The following is a 21,850-nucleotide window of genomic DNA, read 5'->3' on the forward strand; positions in this document are numbered from 1 at the left end:
CGGTCCGGTCCGGCCGGTCCGGCTCAGTAGCCCGCCGCTGACTCTCCGCGAGACAGCCGGTGGGCCGCAGGGTACGGTCGATAGGCCGGATATCGGATAGTTCCTCCAATATCCCGGATGGTGACGTAGCGTCCTCTCGGCACGGCGAGGAGGAGACATGGTCTCTCCACCCGGGGCTCCACCCGGAGCTCCGCCCCACGGCGGGCCCGATCCGGAGGATCTGCTGGCGCGATGGGGCCGGTCGTGGTGGTGGTTGCTCGGCGGGGCCGTCGCGACGCTCGTGCCCGGCATCCTGGCGCTGGTCTGGCCGAAGGCGACCCTTCACGTCCTTGGCGTGCTCGTCGGGCTGTACCTGCTGGTGTCCGCCGGCTTCCGCTTCGTCATGGTCTTCGGCCGCCGCGAGGCGGGTGAGCGGCTGCCGGGGCTGATCGTGGCCGTCCTGTTCGTGCTGGGCGGCGTACTGTGCCTGCGCCACCCGCTCCAGACGATCGGCGCGCTCTCCCTCGTGGTGGGCGCCGTCTGGCTGGTCTCCGGCGTCGTCACGCTGTACGGCGCCCTCGCCGCCAGGAGCCTGCCGCACCGGGGCCTGGTCCTCGCGCTCGGCGTCCTCGGCATCGCGGCCGGGATCGTGGTGCTGGCGATGCCGGCCGAGTCGGCCCGCGTCCTGACCCGCCTGCTCGGCCTCTGGCTCGTCCTGCTGGGCCTGGCCGAGACCGCGCTCGCCCTGGCCTGGCGCTCCGCCCTCCAGAAGGCGGGGATCACCGACGGGGACAGGGGGGACACCCGCACCTCGGCCTGAGCGCCCGTACCCGCGAACGGAGTGGACGATGTACCTGGCCTACGACTACCCGCTGCTCAGTGTGTTCTGGAGCATGCTCTGGTTCTTCCTGTGGATCCTGTGGTTCATCCTGCTGTTCCGGATCATCACGGACCTCTTCAGGGACCACGAGATGAACGGCTGGGCCAAGGCGGGCTGGATGGCCTTCGTCATCCTCCTGCCGTTCCTCGGCGCCCTCGTCTACGTCATCGCCCGCGGCAAGGACATGGGCCGGCGCGAGATCGCCCAGGCACGGGACCAGCAGCGGGAGTTCGACGCGTACATCCGGAACGCCGCCTCCGGCTCCGGGCGGCGCGGCAGCGTCGACGAACTGGCCAGGCTGTCCGAGCTGCGCTCGCGCGGGGACATCACGGACGAGGAGTTCCGCAGGGCGAAGGCGCTCGTCCTCGCCGACGAGCAGCCCGCCACATCCGCCACGGAGACGCAGTCCCCGGCGACGTCGGCTTCCGGTCAGTGACTCCCGTACGGCCCCGCCCTCAGCAGAGCCCGTCCTCCTCGTCGTACGGCCCGCAACCCGCCTCGTACGTGCCCGCCGGCCAGTCGGCGAACAGCGTGTGCTCGATCTCCACCCGCGGCGGGGACTCCTCGGTCGCCGGGCGGACCATCCTCACCGCCGCGTAGCCGACGAGGACGCGGTCGTCGAAGTCCTCGGCCCCGGGGACGGGTGCGACGGCGATGTGGACGGCGGCGTCGTCCGGCACGTCCTTCAGCGCTTCGCGCAGCCGCCCCGCCGTCCAGACGACGGGGCGATGTTCCCTCTGTTCTCCGTTCTCTGCCATGCGCCGGAGGCTAGCGGGCCCCTGTGACAGGGTGGCCCGTGGACGGGGCCACCGTCCCCGGGGATCCCGAGGGTTCCCGTGCGATCGCGGAGGACTCAGGAGCGGTACGTGAACGACCCCGGCAGCACCTCGATCGGCGAGGGCCCTACGAAGCGGCGGCGCTCGGACCTCGCGGTGGTCACGGCCTGGTGGCGGGGGCTCGGTGGCGACGGCTTCCTCGTGCTCCCGCCGCCGGGGCGCGGCCGGTACACCCAGACCGACGGGCACGAGGACGCGGCCGAACTGGCCGCCCGGCAGGGTCTCGCCGGGCCCGTCTCCTTCGCGTACTGGCACTGGCAGTCCCATGGGCGGGCCTTCGACCGCGCGGGCGCCCTCAGGGGCGAACTGCTGCTGCACTGGGGCGGCGACCACGCGGTCGTCGCCGCCGGGCTCGGGGAGGGTCCGGCCGGTTTCCGCCTCGCCGACGGCGGGCCTCAGGGCGCTTTCCAGCTGGACCGGATCACGCGCCGCGACGACGCGGGGCTGCCCGACCCCGCGGACCCCGCCGGCGTACGTCAGTTCCTCGAAGCGCTCGACAAGCCGGTGGACCGCGGCGCGTCCGTCCTCCGCTACCGGGCGCTGTCCCCCGGCGAGGCCGCATGGCTCCACGACCGGCTCGCCGGCCCTCCGGACCTCGCCGCGGTCACCCGGTGCGCGGTCGCGCTGGAACGGCGGGACAGCCTCACCCCCGGAGAGGCGGAACGGCTGCTGCACGCCTGGCGGGAGGCGTACGCGGGGCGGCTGGTGAAGTGGATCGGCTGGCCGGAACTGCTGCATGCCTTGCTGCGCCTCGACCGCGAGGAGGCGTGGGAGGTCGTCGCGGACCTCGGGCCGATGACGGCGCGCGTGCTGGCCGAGGTCCCGTCCGGGCGCGCCCTGGAGGTCGTACGGGCCTCCGCGCTCGCGGGCGACCGCACGACGGTCTCCGCCTGGCTGGCCCTGCACCGGGCGCTCCACGAGCCCGACGCGGTACGGGCCGTGGTCGCCCTCGCCGCCGACCTCACCGCCCATGACGCGCCGGAGGCGGCGCTGCGCGGGCTGTACCACGCGCTCATCGGCGCCGTCACGAACGACTGGCGCCAGGAGACCGGGGCGAACCACGGAACCGGCCAGTCCTACGCCGCCCTAGCGGCGATCCGCTTCACCACGGACGCCCGCCTGCCGCGCGCCCTGCGTGCCCTCGCCGCCCTCGACGCGCGGGACCAGGTGGAACTCGTACGCGAGCGGGCGCAGCGAGCCGAAGCCGCAGCGGGTACCGCTGCCGAGCCCACCGTGCCCGACGCCGATCCCCCCGCGCTCGCCGCCGAGCTGTCCTCCGCGCCGGACGCGATCGCGCGGTACGAGGCCATGCGGGAGGAGCTGCTGTCCGGCGCCGGCCCCGACCTCACCGCCGTCGAGAGCGCGCTGGGAGACGTGTGGCACCGGTACCGCACGCTCACCGACGCGGACGTGCGCTGGCTGCGGGAGCGGGTCGCCGACTCGGGCACCGGCCTCCAGGGGCTCGGCTTCTGCCTCGAACTGCTCCACGCCCACGGTCTGGCGGGCCCGGCCGAGGTCGAGGCGCTGCTGCCGCGGCGGTGGAAGGACCTCACGAAGAAGTACCGGACCACGTACACCGAATGGCGCCATCCGCTCGTCACCCTGACCTGCCTCGCCCTCGACCTGGGTCACCCGGCTGCGGGGAAGCTGGTCTCCTGGTGGAACGGTCCCCGGCCGGTCTGGAAGAACGAGCTGCGGCTCCTCACCCATCTTGGCGCCCCCGACGAGGCCAAAGCCGCCGAACTGTGGGACTTCGTCACCTCCCGCACCCACGACGTCGGGCAGCTGATGACCTGGGTGCTGGTCCGGGCGCGCCTCGACGGCGAGCACCCGCTGCTCGTCGCCGACCGGCTGCTCGGCACCCCCGGGGTGCGCGAACCCGCCCTGCACCGGGCACTGTTGGCGGTGGCCGACCCGGAACAGCCGCTGTGGTACTACGCGGTCAACCCCCGCAGCCGGGGCTGGTGGCAGCGCGCCGTGACGGTGGCCGATCACCCCGGCCTCTCCCCCGAGGCCCGCGCGGTCGGTCTGAAGGCGGCCCGCGAGCACTACCTCCTCCGCTACCCCGACCAGCTGAGGCCCGCCCCGACCGAGGCCGAGCAGGCCGCGGCGGCGCAGTGGCTCGTCAACGCCTCATCCTCAGCGGCGCGTTCGGCTAGCCCTGGAGAGTGAAACCGGCCGGTTCAAGTGGATCTTGAACGTCGTGTCCCGATAGCTGTGGAGGGAGCCCGCGTCGAGGCGGGATCTTCTGTGGTGAGGATGACCATGCGTACACGAGCAGTTCTGATCTCCCTGGTCGCCGCGAGCGCGGTGCTGGGCCTGGCCGGGTCCGCCCAGGCCGCCACCGGCGACGTCGTCGTCTTCTCGACCGAGGCGCAGCCACTGGACGTCTACCAGGACCCGTCCGGCTGCCGGCAGTTGCCGACGGTCGCGCACGTGCTGACGAACCAGACGGACCGGCCGGTGAGGGTCTACGGCAACCCGTTCTGCCTCGGCCCCTCGGTGGTCGTCCAGCCCGGCTACGGCACCCACGTCCCCGGCGGCGCCGGGTCCTTCTCCGCCTGACCTGACAACTGCCCGCCGGGCGTCACTCATTCGGGTCGTCCACCCCCGGAATCGGCCGTCGCGGGGGCGCGCACCCGGTAGGTTGAGAAGCACGGAGGGAGAGCCGACTGGTCGTTGGATCTCGCTCCTGTCGTGCCCCACATCCTTCGGGTGTGGGGCACAGTCATGCCCGGGACACCCGGGCCTCTCGGGGCGGGTGTGACAGTTCCGCGCCCCGGTCCGCTGTGGAAGCGAGGGAATCGAGACCGTCGGTTCCGGAGCGACTTCGAGGGAACCGCCATGGACCTGGACCTGGACCTGGACCAGCACGGCAACACCACGGCGGCCGAGATGCCGGGACACGCGACGGGACTCCTCCGGCAGCTCGCCGCCCGCCGGTCCGCCACCGCCCACGGTCCGCTGCCGCTGGACTACTCGGGCCCGAGCTTGCGCGTCGTGGACTTCCTCATCGACGGGCTGCGCCGGGACGGCGGCGGCCTGGCCGCCGAGACGCTGCGGCCGCTGCTCTTCGGGCTGGGCGCGTACGTCGGTGAGGTCCTGGTGCGGAGGGCTGGCGCGGTCTGGGTCGACCTCGACGAATCCCAACGGGAGTTCTTCGGCCAGGGGGTGGGGGTGAGGATGCCGGACGGCCGCATACGCAGCCCGCTCTCGAAGGTCGAGAACCGGTTCCGTCTCGGCGCCGAGGAGTCGCTGTACGCCTTCTACCTGACGCTCCCCGGCCGCTCCCGCCGCCCGCGCGCACGGCCCTGACCTGGTGCGACGGCCGGACTGTGGGTGCGCTGTGATACTCCTGTGCGAGTTGATCACCGGGTTCGGGGGCGGGCGCGAACGGGTCCGGGGACGTACGTACGGAATGGGACTTCAGGGGTGCACGAGCAGAAACAGGCGTCCCGGCACGGGGGCCGGGAGGGGAGCCGGGAGAGGGGCCTGAAGGGCCGGAGCCGGCAGGAGAGCCGGGAGGGCCGGAGCCGGGAGGGGGGCCTGGGGGGCCGGAGTCGCGACGGCGAGCTGGAGGAGGCGGTGCGGCGGGCCCAGCGCGGGGACGAGGACGGCTTCTCCCTCGCCTACCGCCTGGTCAACCCGCTCCTCCTCGGCTACCTGCGGGGCATCGTCGGCGACGAGGCCGAGGACGTCTGCGCCACGGCCTGGCTGGAGATCGCCCGTGATCTCGGGCGGTTCCGCGGTGACGGACCGGGCTTCCGGGCCTGGACCGTCTCCATCGCCCGCCATCGCGCCCTGGACCTCCTGCGCCGTCAGAAGGTGCGCCCCCAGCGGTCCTCCATCGCCATGGAGGACCTGCCTCACCCCGCGTCCCCGGACCTCACGGACGATCAGGCGCTCCAGGCTCTCGCCACCGAGCAGGTGCTGGCCCGGCTCGCCGAGCTTCCGCGCGGGCAGGCGGAAGCCGTGCTGCTCACGACGGTCGTCGGCCTCGACCACCCGTCGGCCGCGCGCGTCCTCGGGAAGCGCCCGGGCGCCGTACGCATGGCCGTCAGCCGGGGACTCGCCACCCTCCGCCGCAGACTCCCCTTAACGGACACGGACCGCGGCCCGGCCGCTGCCCTGCCCGTACGCCGTCCGCCCGCCGTCCCGACTCCTGTAGGCCCTGATGACTGAGCGCCCGGCCGCCGCCGTCCCCTCCTCCGCCTCCCCGTCTGACCCCGAGATTGCCCGATTCCTCGGCGAGGCCCTCGTGCCCACTGCGCCGTCGCCCGCCGCCGAGGCGACCGCCCTCGCCGCGTTCCGCGCCGCGCGCGATTCCGGCGCGCTCGACGCCGAGCCGCGCCCCGAGGACGACTGGCGCCCCCGTACCCCGGCCCGCGCGTCCCGCTTCACGCTGCGCACCTGGCTCGCCGCCGCCCTCGCCGGCCTGTCCCTCAGCGGTGTCGCCGCGGCATCGGCCGGCCTCGCCCCCGACACCGCCCCGCCCCCCGAGAAGCCCCCTCCCGCGGGCGCCACTCCCTCCCCCGCCCCGCGCCCCTCTCTCCCCGTGGCACGGCCATCCGCTCCCGCCGTCCCCGGACACGCGACCTCCAAGGCCCGGTGCCAGAAGCACCGGCACGGGCGAGGGCCGGAGAAGGCCGAGCCCTCGCGCGCCGACGCCCCGTCCTGCGTACCGGCTCCCGACAAGGAGAAGCACCCTCCGGGTTCCCGGGCGCCCCGCTCCGCGAAGGAGCCGCCGGGGCGCGGCGGTGCGGAGCCCGGGCGGGCCGGTGGTCCTCGTCGGTCCGGCCGTTGAGGCCGCCGGCTGGGCCTGCGCGAAGGGGCAGCGCTTCCTGCCCCCGGCGGCCGGGGCGGGGGCTGGACGGGGCACCGGGCCGGTGGGGAGGCTGGGGGGCAGGGGGCCGCCGTGCCCCTGTGGAGGGCGTCGCGGAGGGCGTCTTCGGGGCCGTTCGGGGAGCTGACGATGAGTGCGTACGAGCACGAGCATGGCCAGGAGCACGACCACGACCATCACCAGGGGCACGGCCCCGCGCACGTGGGGGACGACCGGCTCCGGGACGAGAGGGCTCAGGACGGCGGTCCCGGTGCCGCGCGGCTCTTCGAGGCGGCGGCGGCCGGACGTGCCGACGTCGTCGGGGCGTCCGGGCTCGGCGCGCTCCAGCGGGCGGTGGGCAACGGCGCCGTGGGCGCGATGGTCCAGCGCAGCCGCAGCGCGGACGCCGAGGCCGGCGCGGAGGAGGGCGCGCGTTCGCCGGTGCACGACGTGCTGGCCTCGGGCGGCGGGCAGCCGCTCGACACCGCGACCCGCGGCGACATGGAGGCCCGGATGGGCGCCGACTTCTCCGACGTACGGATCCACACCGACTCCGCCGCGGACGCCTCCGCCAAGGGCATCGGCGCGCACGCGTACACGGTCGGCAACAACGTCGTGTTCCAGCGGGAGGCGTACGACCCGGCGTCGCCGCAGGGCCGGACGACGCTGGCGCACGAGCTGACCCACGTCATCCAGCAGCGCAGCGGCCCGGTCGAGGGTACGGAGGCGCCCGGCGGGATCCGGGTGAGCGACCCCTCGGACCGCTTCGAGCGCGAGGCCGTCTCCAACGCGGAGCGGGTGATGGCCGAGCCCGCAGGCCCCGCTCCGGAGGCGGCGCCCGCACCCGCGCCCCAGGCGGCCGCCGCACCCGCCGCGCCCGCCGTGCAGCGGGCGGCGACGGAGGACGAGGAGGAGCAGCCGGCCGACGTACAGGGTTCGTTCGTGCAGCGGGCGGAGGAGGCGGGGCCCGAGGAGGAAGAGGCCCCGCCCGCGTAGGCCGGGTCACTCATGGATCCGGGTGCCGTACGCGGAGGGGGCCTCGGCCTGGGAGCCGGTCGCCTAGGGCTTGACGGACTCCATGATCCCGCCGATGAAGAGGGACTGGGCGCACCGGCTGGGCGCCGGGGCGTTGACCGGCCGGCCGACCTTGCGGCAGTTGACGGTCATGACCACCTCGCCGCCGGCGGGCACCACGATCGGGGTGACGAAGTGGTTGTCGGCGTCGCGGAAGTTCTCCAGGGCCAGGGTCAGGAAGGGGGAGCCCTGGCCGACGGTGATGACGACGGTGCCCGCGTCGCCCTGCGGGTTCTGGACGACGATGTCGGTGAGCTGGAACGCCTTCCCGGCCGGCACGGTCAGCGCCGTACCGCTCCGCGATCCGCCGCCGACACCGTCTCTGACCTGCACGTGCGCGCTGGTCGGCGCGGGCGGCGGCAGCGGCTTCCCGGTGGCCTTCGCGCTGGGCTTCGCCGTGGGCTTCGGGCTCGGCTTGACGCTCGGCTTCGCGGTCGGCGTGGGGGTGGGCGTCGGGGTCGGCGTGGGCGTCGGGGTCGGCGAGGCGCCTCCGTCGGAGCCGCCGCCCGTCTGGCCGCCGCTCTGGTCGGGGCCGGAGGTCGCGGAGGCGATGACCTCGGGGGTGATCGCCTCGCGGGCCGCCGACTTCACCGCCGGCCGGAGCATCCCGTACCAGAAGCCGGTCAGGATCAGCGCGAGGACGCAGGCGAGGATGAGCGCGCGCGGCAGCCAGCGCGGCAGGATCGCTTCCTGCTGGTAGGAGCCGTCGAGCAGGACGGGCGCGGGCGGTTCCTCGCCCTCGGGGGCGGGCGGCACGACGACGGCCTGGAAGGTGTGGACGACCGGGGTGCCGCGCCACAGGCGCTTGGCGGGCTTGACGCGCAGCTCGGTGAAGGCCGCGCGGCCCGGCTCGATGCGCAGCTCCGGGTGGGAGAAGGAGATCCCGGCCCGTTCGGTGCCGGAGCGGGCGGTGAGCCCGACGGTGAGGGGGGCGTTGCCCCGGTTGTCGACCGCGACCTTGTGGGCGCCGCGCCGCACGCCGTGCGAGCCCCGGGGCGCCAGTTCGGCGGTGACCTCGGTGAACGGCGCGACCGTCACCCGCCCTTCGGGGACGACGGGCTCGGCGTGGTCGCTGGTGGGGACCACGCGGACACCGAAGGGCGTCTCGCCCGCGGGCACGGACGGGTCGCGGGGCGGCCGGAAGGTGACCGAGACGGTCTCCGTGCTCCCGGGGTACAGGGAGAGCGTCGCCGGTTCCACCGTCGTCCAGGCGGCACAGGCGCCGGCCACCTCGAAGCGGTACTCCTCCACGGTGGTTCCGGAGTTGCGCACCTGAAGAGGGAGGCTCGTCTCTTCGCCCGGTACGGCGGTGACGGACGATGCGTCGAGGCTTGCCGTAAGACTCATGGGCGCACCGTAGGATCCGGGCTCCTCCACAGCATCGTCAGAGAAGGAACACTTTCGGGCAGATTCAGTGCCCGAAGCAACGATTCAGTTTTCATGACGGTCAGTCAGGGAATCTCCCGTCCGCCGAACTACCAAAGAGAATGGCGTTGTTGACGTTGCAGACGGTTTCCACGGGGCCCATGCGTCACCCGCGTCGGCCTCTGCCAGCCCGGGGGGGGAGCTTGACATGGAACGTACGGCTGTCGCGCTGCGCGCGCAGGATCCGATCTCGCAGGCCGGGGTGACGAGTCAGTTACGCACGCGCCCCGAGATCAACGTGACGGAATGGAGCGAGACCGCCGACCCGGCGCCCGAGGTCGTCGTGCTCGTGGTGGACACCGTCGACGAGGACGTGCTGCGGCAGCTGCGGCACATCAGGCGCACCAGCACCTCGCGCCCGGTCCTGGTGACGACGGACATCGACGAACAGAAGCTGGTGAGCGCGGCGGAGTGCGGGGTCGCCGGGGTGATCCGGCGCGCCGAGGCGACACCGGAACACCTGGTGCACGTCATCGGCACGGTCGCCAAGGGCGCCGGACACCTCCCCTCCGACCTGGTGGGACGCCTCCTGGAGGAGGTCGGCCGGCTCCAGGGCCAGGTCCTCGGCCCGCGCGGGCTGCACTTCACGGGGCTCGCCGCGCGCGAGGTGGACGTGCTGCGCCTGGTGGCGGAGGGCTACGACACGGCGGACATCGCCGCGAAGCTCTCGTACTCCGAGCGCACCATCAAGAACGTGCTGCACGCGGTCATCACCCGGCTCCAACTGCGCAACCGCTCGCACGCAGTGGCGTACGCGATGCGGCAGGGGCTGATCTGAGCCAAGGACGGGTGGGGTTCTCCCGGTTGCCCGTAGAGGCAGAACTCCCTTCCCTTGAAGGTGACTTGCAGCACGCAGACGACGAGGTCCGGATACGGCATCCTCGGGCCGTCGAGGGACGTGAGGCCGAGGGGGTTGTGCCGTGCGCTGGTTCCAGTCGTCGTCCGGGCGTACGGAGCCGTCGGCGCCCCGCCGGCCCGGTCGCCGCACGTCCGCCCGGGCCTCGCTCGCCCTGCTGCTGCTCGCCGCCGGGGCCGTACCGGCGTCGACGTCCGCCTCGGCGGTGCCCGTGCCGGTGGAGCCGGTGACTCCGGCGAGCGTGTCGCAGGCGCTGGATCCCGGCGCCTCGATCGGCGTGGACAAGCGGGTGACGACTCCGGTGGTGCCGCCGATGCCGGAGGTGGTGCTGCTGGTGGACGGGACGCGGAGCATGGAGCCGGTGGTCACCGACGTACGGGCCGGGCTGTCGGACATCATCACCAAGGTGCGGTCCAACCAGCCCGACGCCCGGTTCGCGGTGACGACCTTCGGTGACCAGCAGGTCGATCCGGGCGCGGGGTTCGACGTCACGGCCGAACTCACCCAGGACGACGTCCGGTTGCGCGAGGGGGTCGACGCGCTGGGAATCGGCCGGGGCAACGGCAGCATGGGCCCCTCGGAGGACTGGATCAACGGCCTCTGGCAGATCGCGAACGGCGCCGGCGGCAAGACGGTCTTCCGGGAGAACTCCAGCCCGGTGATCGTCCTCGTCAGCGACGCCTCCAGCCACAACCCCAGCAACGGGCATTACATCGAGGACACGATCTTCGCCCTCCAGGACAAGAACGCCCGCGTCCTCGGCGTCGACGTGGAGACCCCGGTCGGCGACGGACTGGACGGCACCGGCTACGCGGGCATCGAGGACCAGATCGAGGTGCCGCGCACCACCCCCGGCCAGGCCACCCGCATCATCGAGGCGACGGGCGGCCGCAAGCTCAGCGGCATCAACCCCGACCGGGTCGCCGAGGCCATCGTCGAGGGCCTCGGCAATCTGCCCACCCGGGTCGGCCACCGCCTGAGGGACTGCGACCCCGCGCTCACCGTGACCCTCGACCCGCCCACGCGTGACGTCGTCAGCGGCGAGACCGCCGACTTCGCCGAGACGATCACGGTCGCGCCGGACGCCCCGCAGGGCGCCACCCTCAGCTGCACCGTGGAGTTCCTGCTCGGCACCCAGGCACCGGACACGGCGGCGATCGGGGCGGCCGCCGTCGATCCGGCCTACGAACAGCAGATCTCGATCACGGTCAACGACGTGTCCGCCCCCGTCGTCACGGTCGACGACCGCACCGCCCGCGCGGGCGGCCTCGAAGGCGCCCCGATCGCGTTCACCGCGACCGCCGAGGACGCCAACGACGGTCCTCTGACGCCGACATGCACCCCCGCGTCGGGATCCGTCTTCCCCGTGGGCACCACCACCGTGACCTGCACGGCCACCGACTCGGCGGGCAACACGGCCTCGGACACAGCGGAGTTCCGCGTGCTGCCGCCGGTCACACCGCCGCCCGGCGGCGACCCGCCCCCGCCCGTGCCGCCGCTCGCGGACCTGGCCGTGTCCCTGTCCCTCTCCCCCGAACGCACCTACACGGGACGGGCGGTGGCCGCCCGCTACACCCTCACCAACGCCGGCCCGGACACGGCGCGGAACGTCACCGTCGACGCCGCGTGGCCCGCCGGAGCGGGCCGCGCCCTCTCCCGTACCAGCCGGTGCACGGCCGCCGCGCCCTGCTCCATCCCGCCCGGCGGCCGGATCGTGGTGACCCAGACGGCCACCTACGCCGAGGCCGCGTCCGGCACGGTCCGGGCGACCGTACACGGCCGTCTCTCCGACCCCGAGCCCGCGGACAACACCGCCACGGCGCCGCTGCGGGTGATCCAGCCCCGCCTGGAAGTCTCCCCCCTGGTGCTCAGGCCGGGCGAGCCCGTGACCGTACGCGGCACGGACTTCCCGCCCGGCGCACGCGTCCGGCTCACCTGGTCCACCGGCCTGACCGCCGACACCACCCCCCTCACGGTGGCCCGCGACGGCCGCTTCGAGACCCAGGTCCTCGTGCTCCGCAAGGACCAGATCGGACCGCGCCTGCTGCGCGCGGAGGTCGCGCGCCTCGAACGCCTGGAGGAGCCCGTACTGGTGGTGCAACACGCGCTCCAGCCGCCGGACTTCGCGGGCCGGGGGTGAGGATCCGTTGATCCACGAGGTCGACGACGTCCTGCGCTCCCTCATCCGCGCGGAGGTCCTGGAGGGCGGACAGGTGGCCGTGGTCTTCGACGCGCCCACGCGCGAGTGGGCGGCGAAGGTCAACGCCCCGATGGTGAACCTGTACCTGTACGACATCCGCGAGGACATGCGCCGCCGCGAGCGCGGTCTGCACAACGAGTACGACGAGCGCGGCGTGGTCGTCGCCCGCCGCCGCCCGCCGCGCTACTTCAAACTGTCGTACCTGATCACGGCGTGGACGAAGCGCCCGGAGGACGAACACCGCCTGCTGTCCTCCCTGTTGGCCTGCCTGCTGCGGTACGAGGCGCTCCCGCCGGCGCGGCTCACGGGCACGCTCGCGGAGATCGGCGCGGCGGTGCCGCTGTCGATCGCGCTGCCGCCGCCGGAGGACCGGTCGTTCGCTGACGTGTGGAGCGCCCTGGGAGGCGAGCTGAAGCCGTCCCTGGACCTGGTGGTGAGCGTGCCGGTGACGGCCTCGCCGAGGTACGCGGTCGGTCCGCCGGTCAGCGAGGAGCGGCTGGACGTCCGCTTCGGCGAGGGGCCCACCAGGTGACCGCCGAACTCCTCGCCAGGGCCCGTGAGATGGAGCTCCGGATCCGCCGCGCGGTGGAGGCCCGGAGAGCGGTGGACCCGGACCCGGACGACGCGTTCCGGGGCCTGTACCTGACGGAGGAGGCGGTGGAGCGGCTGCTGGAGGCGCCGCGCGTCTTCCCCCGGCCGGACCCCCTTCCGCAGGTGCCTGCGGAATCCCGACTGGGGTCGCTGGTGGCGGACTTCGGCCTCTCCGCCCTCGACGTGGACATCCTGCTGATCGCGCTGCTGCCGGACCTGGACGACCGCTTCGAGTCCTTCTACGGCTACCTCAACGACGACGTGACGCGCCGGAGGCCGTCGGCCGGCCTGGCCCTGGGCCTGTGCGGGATGCCGCACGCGGACCGGGAGGCGAGAGCGCGCCTCGGCGAGCGCGCGCCCCTGCGGGCGGGCGGCCTGCTGCTGGTGGAGGACCGGGAGGGCCCCTTCCTGGGCCGTGCGTTACGCGTCCCGGACCGGGTGACCGCGTACCTGCTGGGCGACGACACCCCGGACGCGCGGCTGGCCGACGTACGAGCCCCGTGGGAGCCGGTGCGAGGCGTGGGCGACCCGGCGCCGCTGGCCCGCTTCCTGTCCTCGGACGAAGCCGGCCTGGTCTACCTCCAGGAGGACCAGGGCGGTGCCGGTACGGCCCTGGCGGCGTCGGCCCTGGACGCGGCGGGCCACGCGGTCCTGGGCGTGGACCTGTCCCGCCTGGCCGAGGACCCGGCACCGGCGGAAGCGGTCCGCTGCCTCCTCCGCGAGGCGCGCCTGACGGGCGCGGGCCTGGTGTGCGCGCCCGTCGACGCGGTGGCGAGGGAGCGCCCGGGCCTGCTGCGCGCGGTGACGGACCTGCCGGTACCGGTGGCCCTGGTGGGCCGCCTCCCCTGGGACGCGGCGTGGTCGACGGCCCCGCCGCTGCTGGTGAGGGCGCCGAGGGTGGGCCCGGAGGCGCGGGCGGACCTGTGGCGGGAGAACGCGGGCCAGGAGGTGGACCTCCCGGTGCGGGACCTCCTGTCCCCCTTCCTCCTCACGCCGGAGCAGATCGTGCGCTCGGCGAGGGCGGCGACGCAGAAGGCCCGACTGGAATCGACCGAGGTCACGCCCGACCACATCCGCCAGGGAGCCCGCGCCCAGAACGCGGCAGGCTTGGACCGCCTGGCCCGCCGCATAGAACCCACGGTCGGCTGGCGAGACCTGGTCCTCCCCCCGGACACGGAGACCCAACTCCGCGAGCTGACGGCCAGGGCCCGCCACCGCGACCACGTCCTGGGCACGTGGTCGATGCGCCCGGGAGGAGGCAGGGGCCGAGGCGTGGCGGCCCTGTTCGCCGGAGACTCGGGCACGGGAAAGACGATGTCGGCGGAGGTCATCGCGGCGGACCTCGGCCTGGACCTCTACACGGTCGACCTGGCGACAGTCATAGACAAATACGTAGGCGAGACGGAAAAGAACATGGAACGCATCTTCACGGAAGCGGCAGGCGTCAACGGCGTCCTCCTCTTCGACGAGGCGGACGCCGTCTTCGGCAAACGCTCGGACGTGAAAGACGCCCACGACCGCTACGCCAACGTAGAGTCCGCGTACTTGTTGCAACGCATGGAATCCTTCGACGGCCTAGCCATCCTGGCCACCAACCTCCGAGCCAACCTGGACGACGCCTTCACCCGCCGCCTAGACCTCATCATCGACTTCCCAGTCCCAGACGCCCCCCAACGCCACCTCCTCTGGGACCGAACCCTAGGCCCGAACCTCCCCCGCGCCACGGACCTGGACCTGCCCTTCTGCGCGGAAGCCTTCGAACTGTCAGGCGGCAACATCCGCTCGATCGCAGTAACGGCGGCGTACCTGGCGGCGGAGGCAGCCGGCCCCCTGACGATGCCGATGCTGATCCACGCGGTACAGCGCGAGTACCAGAAACTGGGGCGGCTGACTTTGGCCTCGGAATTCGGGTCGTACGCGGAACTATTGATCTGAAGGTTACGTGTCCTCGCCCAGCACACTCATGAGCTCCTCCAGCCTAGCCCGGAGATCCGCCAGGTCGTCATCGGGAAACTCTCTGATGAGGAAGTCGAGTCCCTCACTCAAGTAGGGCAGCGAGACGCGCAGGCCGTAGTTGTCCGGATCCGGATCCGAGAACAGGTACTGCCAGTCATATAGGCCCTTGGCGCGCAGCATTGTGTCGAGATATTCACCGTAGTCGAGGTGGAGCCGGGTAGGTCCCTGTCTGAGATCGACGTACCAGAGCTCAGGGGGAGCCTGGTCGGGAACGAGTCGCATGGCGGTGTACGTGCCTGTTCCGCCGATGGGATGGGTCTCGAAGATTCTTAGCCCATGAATCAGCCGCTCTTCCTCGGATGCCGTCGCGGAGACCGGCTTCTTGGCAGCGCCGAGGAGCACCGCCTCAGCGAAGTGCCTCAGGTGAAATTCCCCGGCGATCGCTTGGCAGGGCTCCAGGGCTCGCCAGGCGAACACGAAGCCGGAGTGTCGGTGGAAATTCTGAGTCAAAGCAAGGGGCAGCGGGGTCCTCTCCACGGCCCGCACGATGTCAAAGGCGTCCTCGACACTCTCCATGTAGGCCGCCAGCGGCCCGCGATCATGGGTGTCGACGCGCAGGGCCTCACACGCCTGTACCTGCTCCACCATCTCTCGGAGTTGGCGCTCGTAGTCGGTTTCCACGTCTCCTCCTCGTTACGCTCATCTGATCTCTTCTGCAAGCGAAGGTCAGTCGATCCTGAGGCGACCCGCCGTGGCAGCAGCGGTGAACTGCGGCGCGAGGTGCGGAAATCTCCCGACGAGGTCAGCGAAGTCGACAAACTCTCTCTTCTTCGACTCCGCCTTGACCCTTTCCGCATCCGTTCGAGATATTCCGAGGGAATCGAAAACACTGTACTTCACCCCTCGCGCATTTACGCGCAACACATCATTACTAAGAGGCTCTGGCGGGTCCTGCCGATCCGAGAATGATCCGCCGCCACCGCGAGGAGCACGTTCGGTCCACGTGCCGTTCGAGTGATCGTATCCACCCCACTCGACCTCGATCTCTTCTGGAAATCCCGGGTGCCCTGAGAAGTAGTTGACACCTACTCGGTACCAGACCATTCGCTCGTATGCCGGATCCGACACAGCCTTGTGGAGCGACTTCCTGGCAGGGTTCTCGATACCGCTGTAGAACATCGGATTGTTGACGAATCCTCGTGCCGGAACCAGGTTCGAGTCGACCGCATCTCCGCCGAGGAAGGCGGGCAACAGGTGCATCTTGACCCAGGCGTTGCTGTCTGGGTGGCCCCGCGCCGGGTAGTTGTATGTCCTGGCTATGGCCCAGCCGTTCAGCGTCGCACCGTCGTACGAGTTCGCCTCGGTCCCCTTCTTGATGCCCTGGTCGATGTAGCTCGCCTTGAACGGACTCGCGAGGACGCCCGACACCATCGGAGGGAGCACCGGCGGGGGCAACGGGGGCGTAGCACCCGGTCGGTTCGCAAGGAGCTGCGCGAGCTGCGCAAGGGCGGCGAGGAGATCGTCATATGCCTTTTGACTGGCGCTAGCCCCCGCGGGCAGGGCCTGGAAGGCATCGTGCCGCTTCTTGACTTCTTGTTTCTGTCGACCGGCATCGTTCAGCGCCGCGCGGGAAGCACCGCCAGGGTCGGCAGCGGTCTCCAGTTCGGTCTCCCAGCCCGTCAGGTACTTCTCGATGTCTTGCGGGCTGCTGTGGACCATCAGCCTGGCACCTGGACTCTTCGCATCGAACTGAACCTTGTGGCTCTCCTTATCGAGCGATCGGAACCCCTTTCGGGGAAGCGGGAACGACGTGGCAGCTTTGCTCGCGTTCCCCTTAATGTCCTCCTGCCCCTCCTTCTTGGGACGAGACTTATCCTTCAGCTTCTGCCAGAGGGTTTTGCCCTTCTTGGCTATGAAGTCGACGATCTTGTCTATGGCTCGGTTGACGGGTTTTGAGACCGCTTGGAAGACCGATTTCACCTTGTTGGCGAGGCTGCCTATGCCGAGGAGGGAGGCGAGGAAGCCGATGAGGAGGGGGATGCTGGCGGCTAGGGCTGTTTCGACCATTTTGGGGACGCCGGCTGCGCCGCCGTTGGCTATGTGGATGACTGCGTCCAGGACGGCGTTGACGAAGTCGGCTATCTGGGCGCCTTGGGTCACGACGAAGGTGACGATGTCGATGATGCCCTTGACCGCGCGGATGAAGGCGGAGGCGGGGTTGAGGAGGGAGAGGATCCAGGTGATGCCGGCGATGATGACAGTGGGGATCAGGTATTCCGTCAGTTTCGACAGGATCGTCGATTTGAGGTCGCCTGCTTCTGCCTGGATCTCCTTGACCGCTCCCGCCGGGCCCTCTTTCGCCAGGGACTGGGCCACCGGGACCGTCGACTCGACCGCTGTCATCGCTTCGTCGGGGACGCCCTTGCGGGTGATGCGGGTGCGGATGTTGTCCCAGGTCAGGCCCAGGAGGGAGGCGATGAGTTGGATGATGCCGCGTAGGTCGAAGCGTGGGGGGAGTTCCAGGCCGGCCTTTGTCGCTGTGCCCAGGAGCCAGGAGACCAGGCCCGTTTTCAGGTGGGTGCCTATGTTGGTGAGGAAGAGGTTGAGACCGGCGCCTACCGCCTTCACCAGGTTGCCCAGGAAGCCGATGGGGTCCTTGATGATCTTCATGATGGCGGAGGCTGCTTTTGCCAGGATGCCGAGGAGGAGGTTCTTCAGGTCGTTGATGGTTTTGATGACGCCGGCTATCGCGTCTTTCGCCTTGTCGATGAGGCCCTTGTTGGCCTCCTGGAGTTTCTTGATCTCCTCGTCCACGGCGTTCAGGGCGGCCGTGTACTTGTTGGCGAGGTCCTGGACCAGCTGTTCCGACTTCTCGTCGACGGTGGCTTCCAGGTCTTCGAATTTGCCTTCGAAGTCCTTCTGCGCCTCCTCGCCGAACGCCTTCAGGTCGGCGGGGAGTTTGTCGACCTCCGCCTTCAGGTCCGTCCGGCCCTGCGCGATGCGGGTCTTCGCGCGGCCCAGTTCCACGCCGATCATGTCCGCCACCTGCGAGATGACCGTGCGCATGCGGGCCACATACAGCTTGCGTGACTCCTGGTAGAGGTCGTTCGCCTCCTTCGGCAGGCCCGCGAACTTGTCCTTCAGCCACCTGCCCTTGCCCCAAAAGCCGCTGTAGCGCTTGTCCTTGTACTTCTTCATGCGGGCCTTGTGGTCGGCCGTGAACGCGTCCCGCGCCGCCTTCTCACCCGACGTGAACGCCGCGTCGACCTTCGTGTCGAGGCCCGCCAGCGTCGCCTCCACGTCCTTCTTCGTCGCGTCGAAGACCTTCTGAAGACGCGCCGTGACCTCGGCGCGCTTCTGTTCGTCCTTCGACTTCGTCTCGCCCTTGCCGCCGTCGACCGCCTTGCCCGACGCCGCCCTCGTCGCCGTCAGCGTGTTCATGGCCTGCGCGCCGGCCGCCGCCGCGCCCGCCTTCGCCGCCGACAGTTGCCGGTCCTCGGCGGTGTGCGCCTTGCCCGGGGCCTTCGCGGAGTCCGTCTCCGCGGTCTTCTTCGCCTTCAGCGCGTCGTTGAACTCCGGCTCGTTGCCCTTGGCGAGCTGCTCCTCCGTCACCTCGGCGTCGGCCATCGCCTTGTCGTTCTCCGCGGGGCCCTGCGAGAAGTCCGTCACCGCCGGCGGCTGCTTCTGCGGGATCGCGTCCTTCGCGGCAGGGGCGCCCGGGTTGCCGGGCGGGCGGTCCGGATCGAGAGGGGTGACCGGCTTGTCCTTCGCCGCCGACGTGTCCGGCGGGGCCTTCGTCGCCGTCTCGATGTCCTTCGCCGAGGTGTTCTTGCCGTCGGTGACCTTCCCGTCGACCTCGTCCTTCACCTTGTCCGCCTTGCCGGACTTGGAGAACTTGTCGGCCTCGTCGAGGTTCTTCGGCGCCTGCGCCTCGATCGCCTTGTCGACCGCCGCGACGAACGCCGCCTTGTCGAACTCCCCCGGCTTCGCCGCGTTCATCTTCTCCGCGTTCGCCGCCTTGCCCTGCGCCTCCTTGTCGTCCGGAGGCGCCACCGCCGCGTCCTGCGCCGACCGCGACTCCGCCGCCGCAGGCGCGTGCGCGGCCATCGTCCGCTTCTTCGCCACCACATCCGCACCCACCCGCCGGAAACCCGGCGCCGCACTCGCGGGCGTCTTCACCGGAGCCGTGTAACGCTGAGCCACCAGCCGCGCCACCGCCGCGTTACCGGCCGCCCCCTGGAGGCGCTGCACGCTGTGCGGCGAGAGTCCGCCCGCGCGGGAGGCGGAGGGTGAGGCCGGGCCGGTCGGACGGTCGCCGGCCGGACGGTCGGGCGTCGGCTTCTTCTCCGGGACCTCCTTCATCCGTGCCCTCCCGGTAGCCGTGGCCGCACGGCCAGGCTGCCCGCGGGGCCGGGGCCGTACGGAGGGCGCGGGGGGACCCGTACGACGCCGACTCCCTTGCACCTTCGGGCAGTTCACGCTGCCCAGGTGGGCGGCCGATCATCCGTTCCGGGTGATCGGCGCGGTGGTGAGAATGGCCCGGTTCAGCGGGAGCGGTTCCCCGGTCGAGGAGTGACGTAGAGGAGAGCGAGCACCGTATGCCGTCGTACCTGTCCCCGGGCGTCTACGTCGAAGAGGTCCAGTCCGGCTCCCGCCCGATCGAGGGAGTGGGCACCTCCGTCGCCGCCTTCGTCGGCTTCGCCCGGAAGGGGCCCTTCGACGAGCCGACGCTGATCACGAACTGGAGCCAGTTCGTGAGCCGCTTCGGCGACTTCGTCGAGGGGACGTACCTCGCCGCCTCGGTGTACGGCTTCTTCGCCAACGGGGGCGGGACCTGCTACGTCGTACGCGTCGACGACGGCACCACCACTCCCGACGGCACCGCAACCCCCGACGGCACCACCGCTCCCGAGGGCGCCGGCCCCGCCGTGGACGCGGCCCCCGGCCCCACCGCCCTCGGCGCGTACTCCGTCGTCGCCCGGCTCGGCGTCACCGGCACGATCACCGTCGAGGTCGCGGACGTCGAGGGCGACGACCCGCCGTCCGACGCCTTCCGGCTGATCGTCAGCCAGAACGGCAAGGCCGTCGAGACGTACCCCTCCGTCACCACCAAGCGGAGCAAGGAGAACGTCGCCACCCGCGTCAACGCCGCCTCCGCGCTCATCGAGATCACCGAGCCCGGCACCGGCGCCGCGCCCGTCCGCCCCGAGCCGCAGACGGTCACACTCGCCCCCGCCCTGCCCGTCCCCGCCGGATCCGGCGCGCCCTTCACGCCCGAGGTGTACGTGGGCGACGCGGACCGCCGCTCCGGGATCGGCGGCCTGGAGGCGGTCGAGGACATCACCACCGTCGCCGTGCCGGACCTGATGAGCGCGTACGAGCGCGGGCTGACCGACCTCGACGGGGTGCTCGCCGTCCAGCAGGCGCTCATCACGCACTGCGAGCTGATGGGCGACCGGGTCGCGGTGCTCGACCCGCCGCCCGGACTCAGCCCCCAGGAGGTCGCGGGCTGGCGCTCCGAGCGCGCCGGGTACGACTCCAAGTACGCGACGCTCTACTACCCCTGGATCAACGTCGCCGACCCGTCCACCGGCCGGGTCTCCCCGGTCCCGCCGAGCGGTCACGTCGCCGGCGTCTGGGCCCGCAACGACGACCAGCGCGGGGTGCACAAGGCCCCGGCCAACGAGGTCGTCCGGGGCGCCGTCGCCCTCCAGACGCAGCTGACCAAGGGCGAGCACGACCGGCTCAACCCCATCGGCGTCAACTGCATCCGCGCGTTCCCCGGCCGGGGCATCCGGATCTGGGGCGCGCGCACCCTCTCCTCCGACCCGGCGTGGCGCTACCTCAACGTGCGGCGGCTCTTCAACTACCTGGAGGAGTCGATCCTCGCCGGCACCCAGTGGGTGGTGTTCGAGCCGAACGACGACGCCCTGTGGGCCCGGATCCGCCGCACCGTCGGCGCCTTCCTCGTCAACGAGTGGCGCAAGGGTGCCCTGTTCGGGCTGACTCCCGACGAGGCGTACTACGTGAAGTGCGACCGCGAGACGAACCCTCCGGAGAGCGTCGACTCGGGCCACGTGGTCTGCGAGATCGGCGTCGCGCCGGTCCGGCCGGCCGAGTTCGTGGTCTTCCGCCTGTCCCAGCTGACCAGCGGCACCGGTGCCGTCGACGAGTGAGGAGTCCCTCGTGCCCCTTCCCGATCTCGACAGTTCCGTCGGGCATTCCTTCGGCCTGGAGTTCGACAGCGTCATCATCCGGCAGATCACCGAGGTCAGCGGTCTGAAGATGGAACAGGACGTCATCGAGCTCAAGCAGAACACCGCGGACGGCAAGTACGCCATCAAGAAGCTGCCCGGCCGCCCCAAGGCGGGCGAGGTCACGGTCTCCCGCGGCCTCACCGAGGACAACAGCTTCGAGCGGTGGATCAAGGACTCGCGCTTCGGCCGCATGGGCGACGCGCGCCGCAACGGCGCGATCATCGTCTACGACTACGAGGGCCTCCCCATCAAGCGCTACAAGCTGATCAACGCCTGGCCCAAGTCGCTGGAGATCGGCGCGCTCAAGGCCGGCGACACCTCCGTCCTGACGGAGAAGCTCGTGATCACCTACGAGAGCATGGACGTCGACTGATGCGGCGTACGACGGCGGCGGCGGCGCCGTCCCACGCCGGCCACGCGGGACCTGACGACGGGGCGGGAGCCGGGCTGCGGACCGAGTTCCCGTTCCGGCTCCCCCGCGGGTACGTCGACGAGCACGGCACCGTCCACCGCGACGGCGTCATGCGGCTCGCGACCGCCCGCGACGAACTGGTGCCGCTGCGGGACGACCGGGTCCGGGAGAACTCCGCGTACCTGTCGGTGGTGCTCATCTCTCGCGTCGTCACGAGGATCGGCGCGGTCGACGACATCCATCCCGGGATCATCGAGGACCTTTTCGCCTCCGACCTCGCCTTCCTCCAGGACTTCTACCGGCGCGTCAACGCGGAGGGGCACACCCGCGCCGCCGTCACCTGCCCGTCGTGCCAGGAGGAGTTCGCGGTGGACCTCGCCGGTGGCCGCCTGGGGGAATAGTGACGTACGCGGCCGACCAGCTGTACGAGGAGGTCGCGTACCTCGCCTACCACTTCCACTGGCCACTGGATCAGCTCCTCGACCTGGAGCACGCGGAACGTCAGAGGTTCGTCGCCCAAGTGGCCCGCCTCGGCGGAGGATGACGGGGAGGGACGGGAACC

The 21,850-nt window shown here is 71.5% G+C and carries 19 protein-coding genes and 1 pseudogene; 16 read left to right on the forward strand and 4 right to left on the reverse strand.

Features of this window, described 5'->3' with window-relative positions; genetic code table 11:
• Positions 1–157 precede the first annotated feature (157 nt).
• Together ACFXMG_RS02705 and ACFXMG_RS02710 are read left to right on the forward strand one after the other, a co-directional pair.
• Positions 158–799, forward strand: coding sequence for an HdeD family acid-resistance protein (locus ACFXMG_RS02705; protein WP_383816260.1), 642 nt, complete (start codon positions 158–160; stop codon positions 797–799).
• 28 nt (positions 800–827) lie between these two features.
• Positions 828–1,295 carry an SHOCT domain-containing protein gene (locus ACFXMG_RS02710; protein WP_383816263.1) on the forward strand — a complete coding sequence of 156 codons (468 nt, stop codon included), beginning with the start codon at positions 828–830 and terminating at the stop codon, positions 1,293–1,295.
• 19 nt (positions 1,296–1,314) lie between these two features.
• Here ACFXMG_RS02710 and ACFXMG_RS02715 read toward each other — a convergent pair whose 3' ends face one another.
• The gene (locus ACFXMG_RS02715; RefSeq protein ID WP_383816265.1) at positions 1,315–1,617 is read right to left on the reverse strand and encodes a DUF6225 family protein; all 303 of its coding nucleotides are present in this window, start codon (positions 1,615–1,617) and stop codon (positions 1,315–1,317) included.
• A 108-nt stretch (positions 1,618–1,725) separates the two neighbouring features.
• On the opposite strand from ACFXMG_RS02715, the gene ACFXMG_RS02720 reads away from it, so the two are divergent.
• From ACFXMG_RS02720 to ACFXMG_RS02745, 6 genes are all read left to right on the forward strand, one after another.
• Positions 1,726–3,867 carry a hypothetical protein gene (locus tag ACFXMG_RS02720; RefSeq protein ID WP_383816267.1) on the forward strand — a complete coding sequence of 714 codons (2,142 nt, stop codon included), beginning with the start codon at positions 1,726–1,728 and terminating at the stop codon, positions 3,865–3,867.
• 93 nt (positions 3,868–3,960) lie between these two features.
• Positions 3,961–4,260, forward strand: a complete 300-nt coding sequence (locus tag ACFXMG_RS02725) for a hypothetical protein (protein WP_383816269.1) — start codon at positions 3,961–3,963, stop codon at positions 4,258–4,260.
• A gap of 279 nt (positions 4,261–4,539) precedes the next feature.
• The gene (locus ACFXMG_RS02730) at positions 4,540–5,010 is read left to right on the forward strand and encodes a hypothetical protein (RefSeq protein ID WP_383816271.1); all 471 of its coding nucleotides are present in this window, start codon (positions 4,540–4,542) and stop codon (positions 5,008–5,010) included.
• Positions 5,011–5,241: 231 nt separating this feature from the next.
• Positions 5,242–5,877 carry an RNA polymerase sigma factor gene (locus ACFXMG_RS02735; protein ID WP_383816417.1) on the forward strand — a complete coding sequence of 212 codons (636 nt, stop codon included), beginning with the start codon at positions 5,242–5,244 and terminating at the stop codon, positions 5,875–5,877.
• Complete coding sequence (locus ACFXMG_RS02740) at positions 5,870–6,499, forward strand: hypothetical protein (RefSeq protein ID WP_383816274.1); 630 nt, start codon at positions 5,870–5,872, stop codon at positions 6,497–6,499. The genes ACFXMG_RS02735 and ACFXMG_RS02740 overlap by 8 nt, the downstream gene beginning before the upstream one ends.
• Positions 6,500–6,667: 168 nt before the next feature.
• Entirely contained in the window at positions 6,668–7,513 is an 846-nt protein-coding gene (locus ACFXMG_RS02745; RefSeq protein ID WP_383816277.1) for a DUF4157 domain-containing protein, read from the forward strand.
• 63 nt (positions 7,514–7,576) lie between these two features.
• On the opposite strand, the gene ACFXMG_RS02750 is transcribed toward ACFXMG_RS02745, so the two are convergent.
• Complete coding sequence (locus tag ACFXMG_RS02750) at positions 7,577–8,938, reverse strand: hypothetical protein (RefSeq protein WP_383816279.1); 1,362 nt, start codon at positions 8,936–8,938, stop codon at positions 7,577–7,579.
• Between the two features lie 226 nt (positions 8,939–9,164).
• Between ACFXMG_RS02750 and ACFXMG_RS02755 the strand changes: the two genes are divergently transcribed.
• The 4 genes and pseudogenes from ACFXMG_RS02755 to ACFXMG_RS02770 all read left to right on the forward strand — a co-directional run bounded on the left by ACFXMG_RS02755 (position 9,165) and on the right by ACFXMG_RS02770 (position 14,598).
• Positions 9,165–9,794, forward strand: a complete 630-nt coding sequence (locus tag ACFXMG_RS02755) for a response regulator transcription factor (RefSeq protein WP_383816282.1) — start codon at positions 9,165–9,167, stop codon at positions 9,792–9,794.
• A 142-nt stretch (positions 9,795–9,936) separates the two neighbouring features.
• Positions 9,937–12,012, forward strand: a complete 2,076-nt coding sequence (locus tag ACFXMG_RS02760; protein WP_383816284.1) for an HYR domain-containing protein — start codon at positions 9,937–9,939, stop codon at positions 12,010–12,012.
• A gap of 7 nt (positions 12,013–12,019) precedes the next feature.
• Positions 12,020–12,595, forward strand: a pseudogene (locus ACFXMG_RS02765) (DUF4255 domain-containing protein); the annotation flags it as partial.
• 38 nt (positions 12,596–12,633) lie between these two features.
• Complete coding sequence (locus ACFXMG_RS02770) at positions 12,634–14,598, forward strand: ATP-binding protein (RefSeq protein ID WP_383816419.1); 1,965 nt, start codon at positions 12,634–12,636, stop codon at positions 14,596–14,598.
• Positions 14,599–14,601: 3 nt separating this feature from the next.
• Here the strand turns inward: ACFXMG_RS02770 and ACFXMG_RS02775 are convergent, their stop codons facing one another.
• Both ACFXMG_RS02775 and ACFXMG_RS02780 read right to left on the reverse strand, forming a co-directional pair.
• Positions 14,602–15,300: a hypothetical protein gene (locus ACFXMG_RS02775; RefSeq protein WP_383816287.1), complete on the reverse strand. Its 699-nt coding sequence runs from the start codon at positions 15,298–15,300 to the stop codon at positions 14,602–14,604.
• 45 nt (positions 15,301–15,345) lie between these two features.
• Positions 15,346–18,981: a hypothetical protein gene (locus tag ACFXMG_RS02780; protein ID WP_383816290.1), complete on the reverse strand. Its 3,636-nt coding sequence runs from the start codon at positions 18,979–18,981 to the stop codon at positions 15,346–15,348.
• A gap of 236 nt (positions 18,982–19,217) precedes the next feature.
• Here ACFXMG_RS02780 and ACFXMG_RS02785 point away from each other — a divergent pair, with 236 nt between their 5' ends.
• The 4 genes from ACFXMG_RS02785 to ACFXMG_RS02800 are packed head-to-tail and all read left to right on the forward strand — an operon-like array spanning position 19,218 to position 21,832.
• Entirely contained in the window at positions 19,218–20,795 is a 1,578-nt protein-coding gene (locus ACFXMG_RS02785) for a phage tail sheath family protein (RefSeq protein WP_383816293.1), read from the forward strand.
• 10 nt (positions 20,796–20,805) lie between these two features.
• Positions 20,806–21,249 carry a phage tail protein gene (locus tag ACFXMG_RS02790; protein ID WP_360315393.1) on the forward strand — a complete coding sequence of 148 codons (444 nt, stop codon included), beginning with the start codon at positions 20,806–20,808 and terminating at the stop codon, positions 21,247–21,249.
• A complete protein-coding gene (locus tag ACFXMG_RS02795; protein ID WP_383816297.1) occupies positions 21,249–21,689 on the forward strand; it encodes a hypothetical protein in 441 nt (146 codons plus the stop codon). The genes ACFXMG_RS02790 and ACFXMG_RS02795 overlap by 1 nt, the downstream gene beginning before the upstream one ends.
• Positions 21,689–21,832, forward strand: coding sequence for a DUF6760 family protein (locus tag ACFXMG_RS02800; RefSeq protein WP_319012562.1), 144 nt, complete (start codon positions 21,689–21,691; stop codon positions 21,830–21,832). The genes ACFXMG_RS02795 and ACFXMG_RS02800 overlap by 1 nt, the downstream gene beginning before the upstream one ends.
• The last annotated feature ends 18 nt before the right edge of the window (positions 21,833–21,850 follow it).

The sequence above is a fragment of the Streptomyces sp. NPDC059201 genome, assembly GCF_042754585.1.
Lineage (GTDB): Bacteria > Actinomycetota > Actinomycetes > Streptomycetales > Streptomycetaceae > Streptomyces.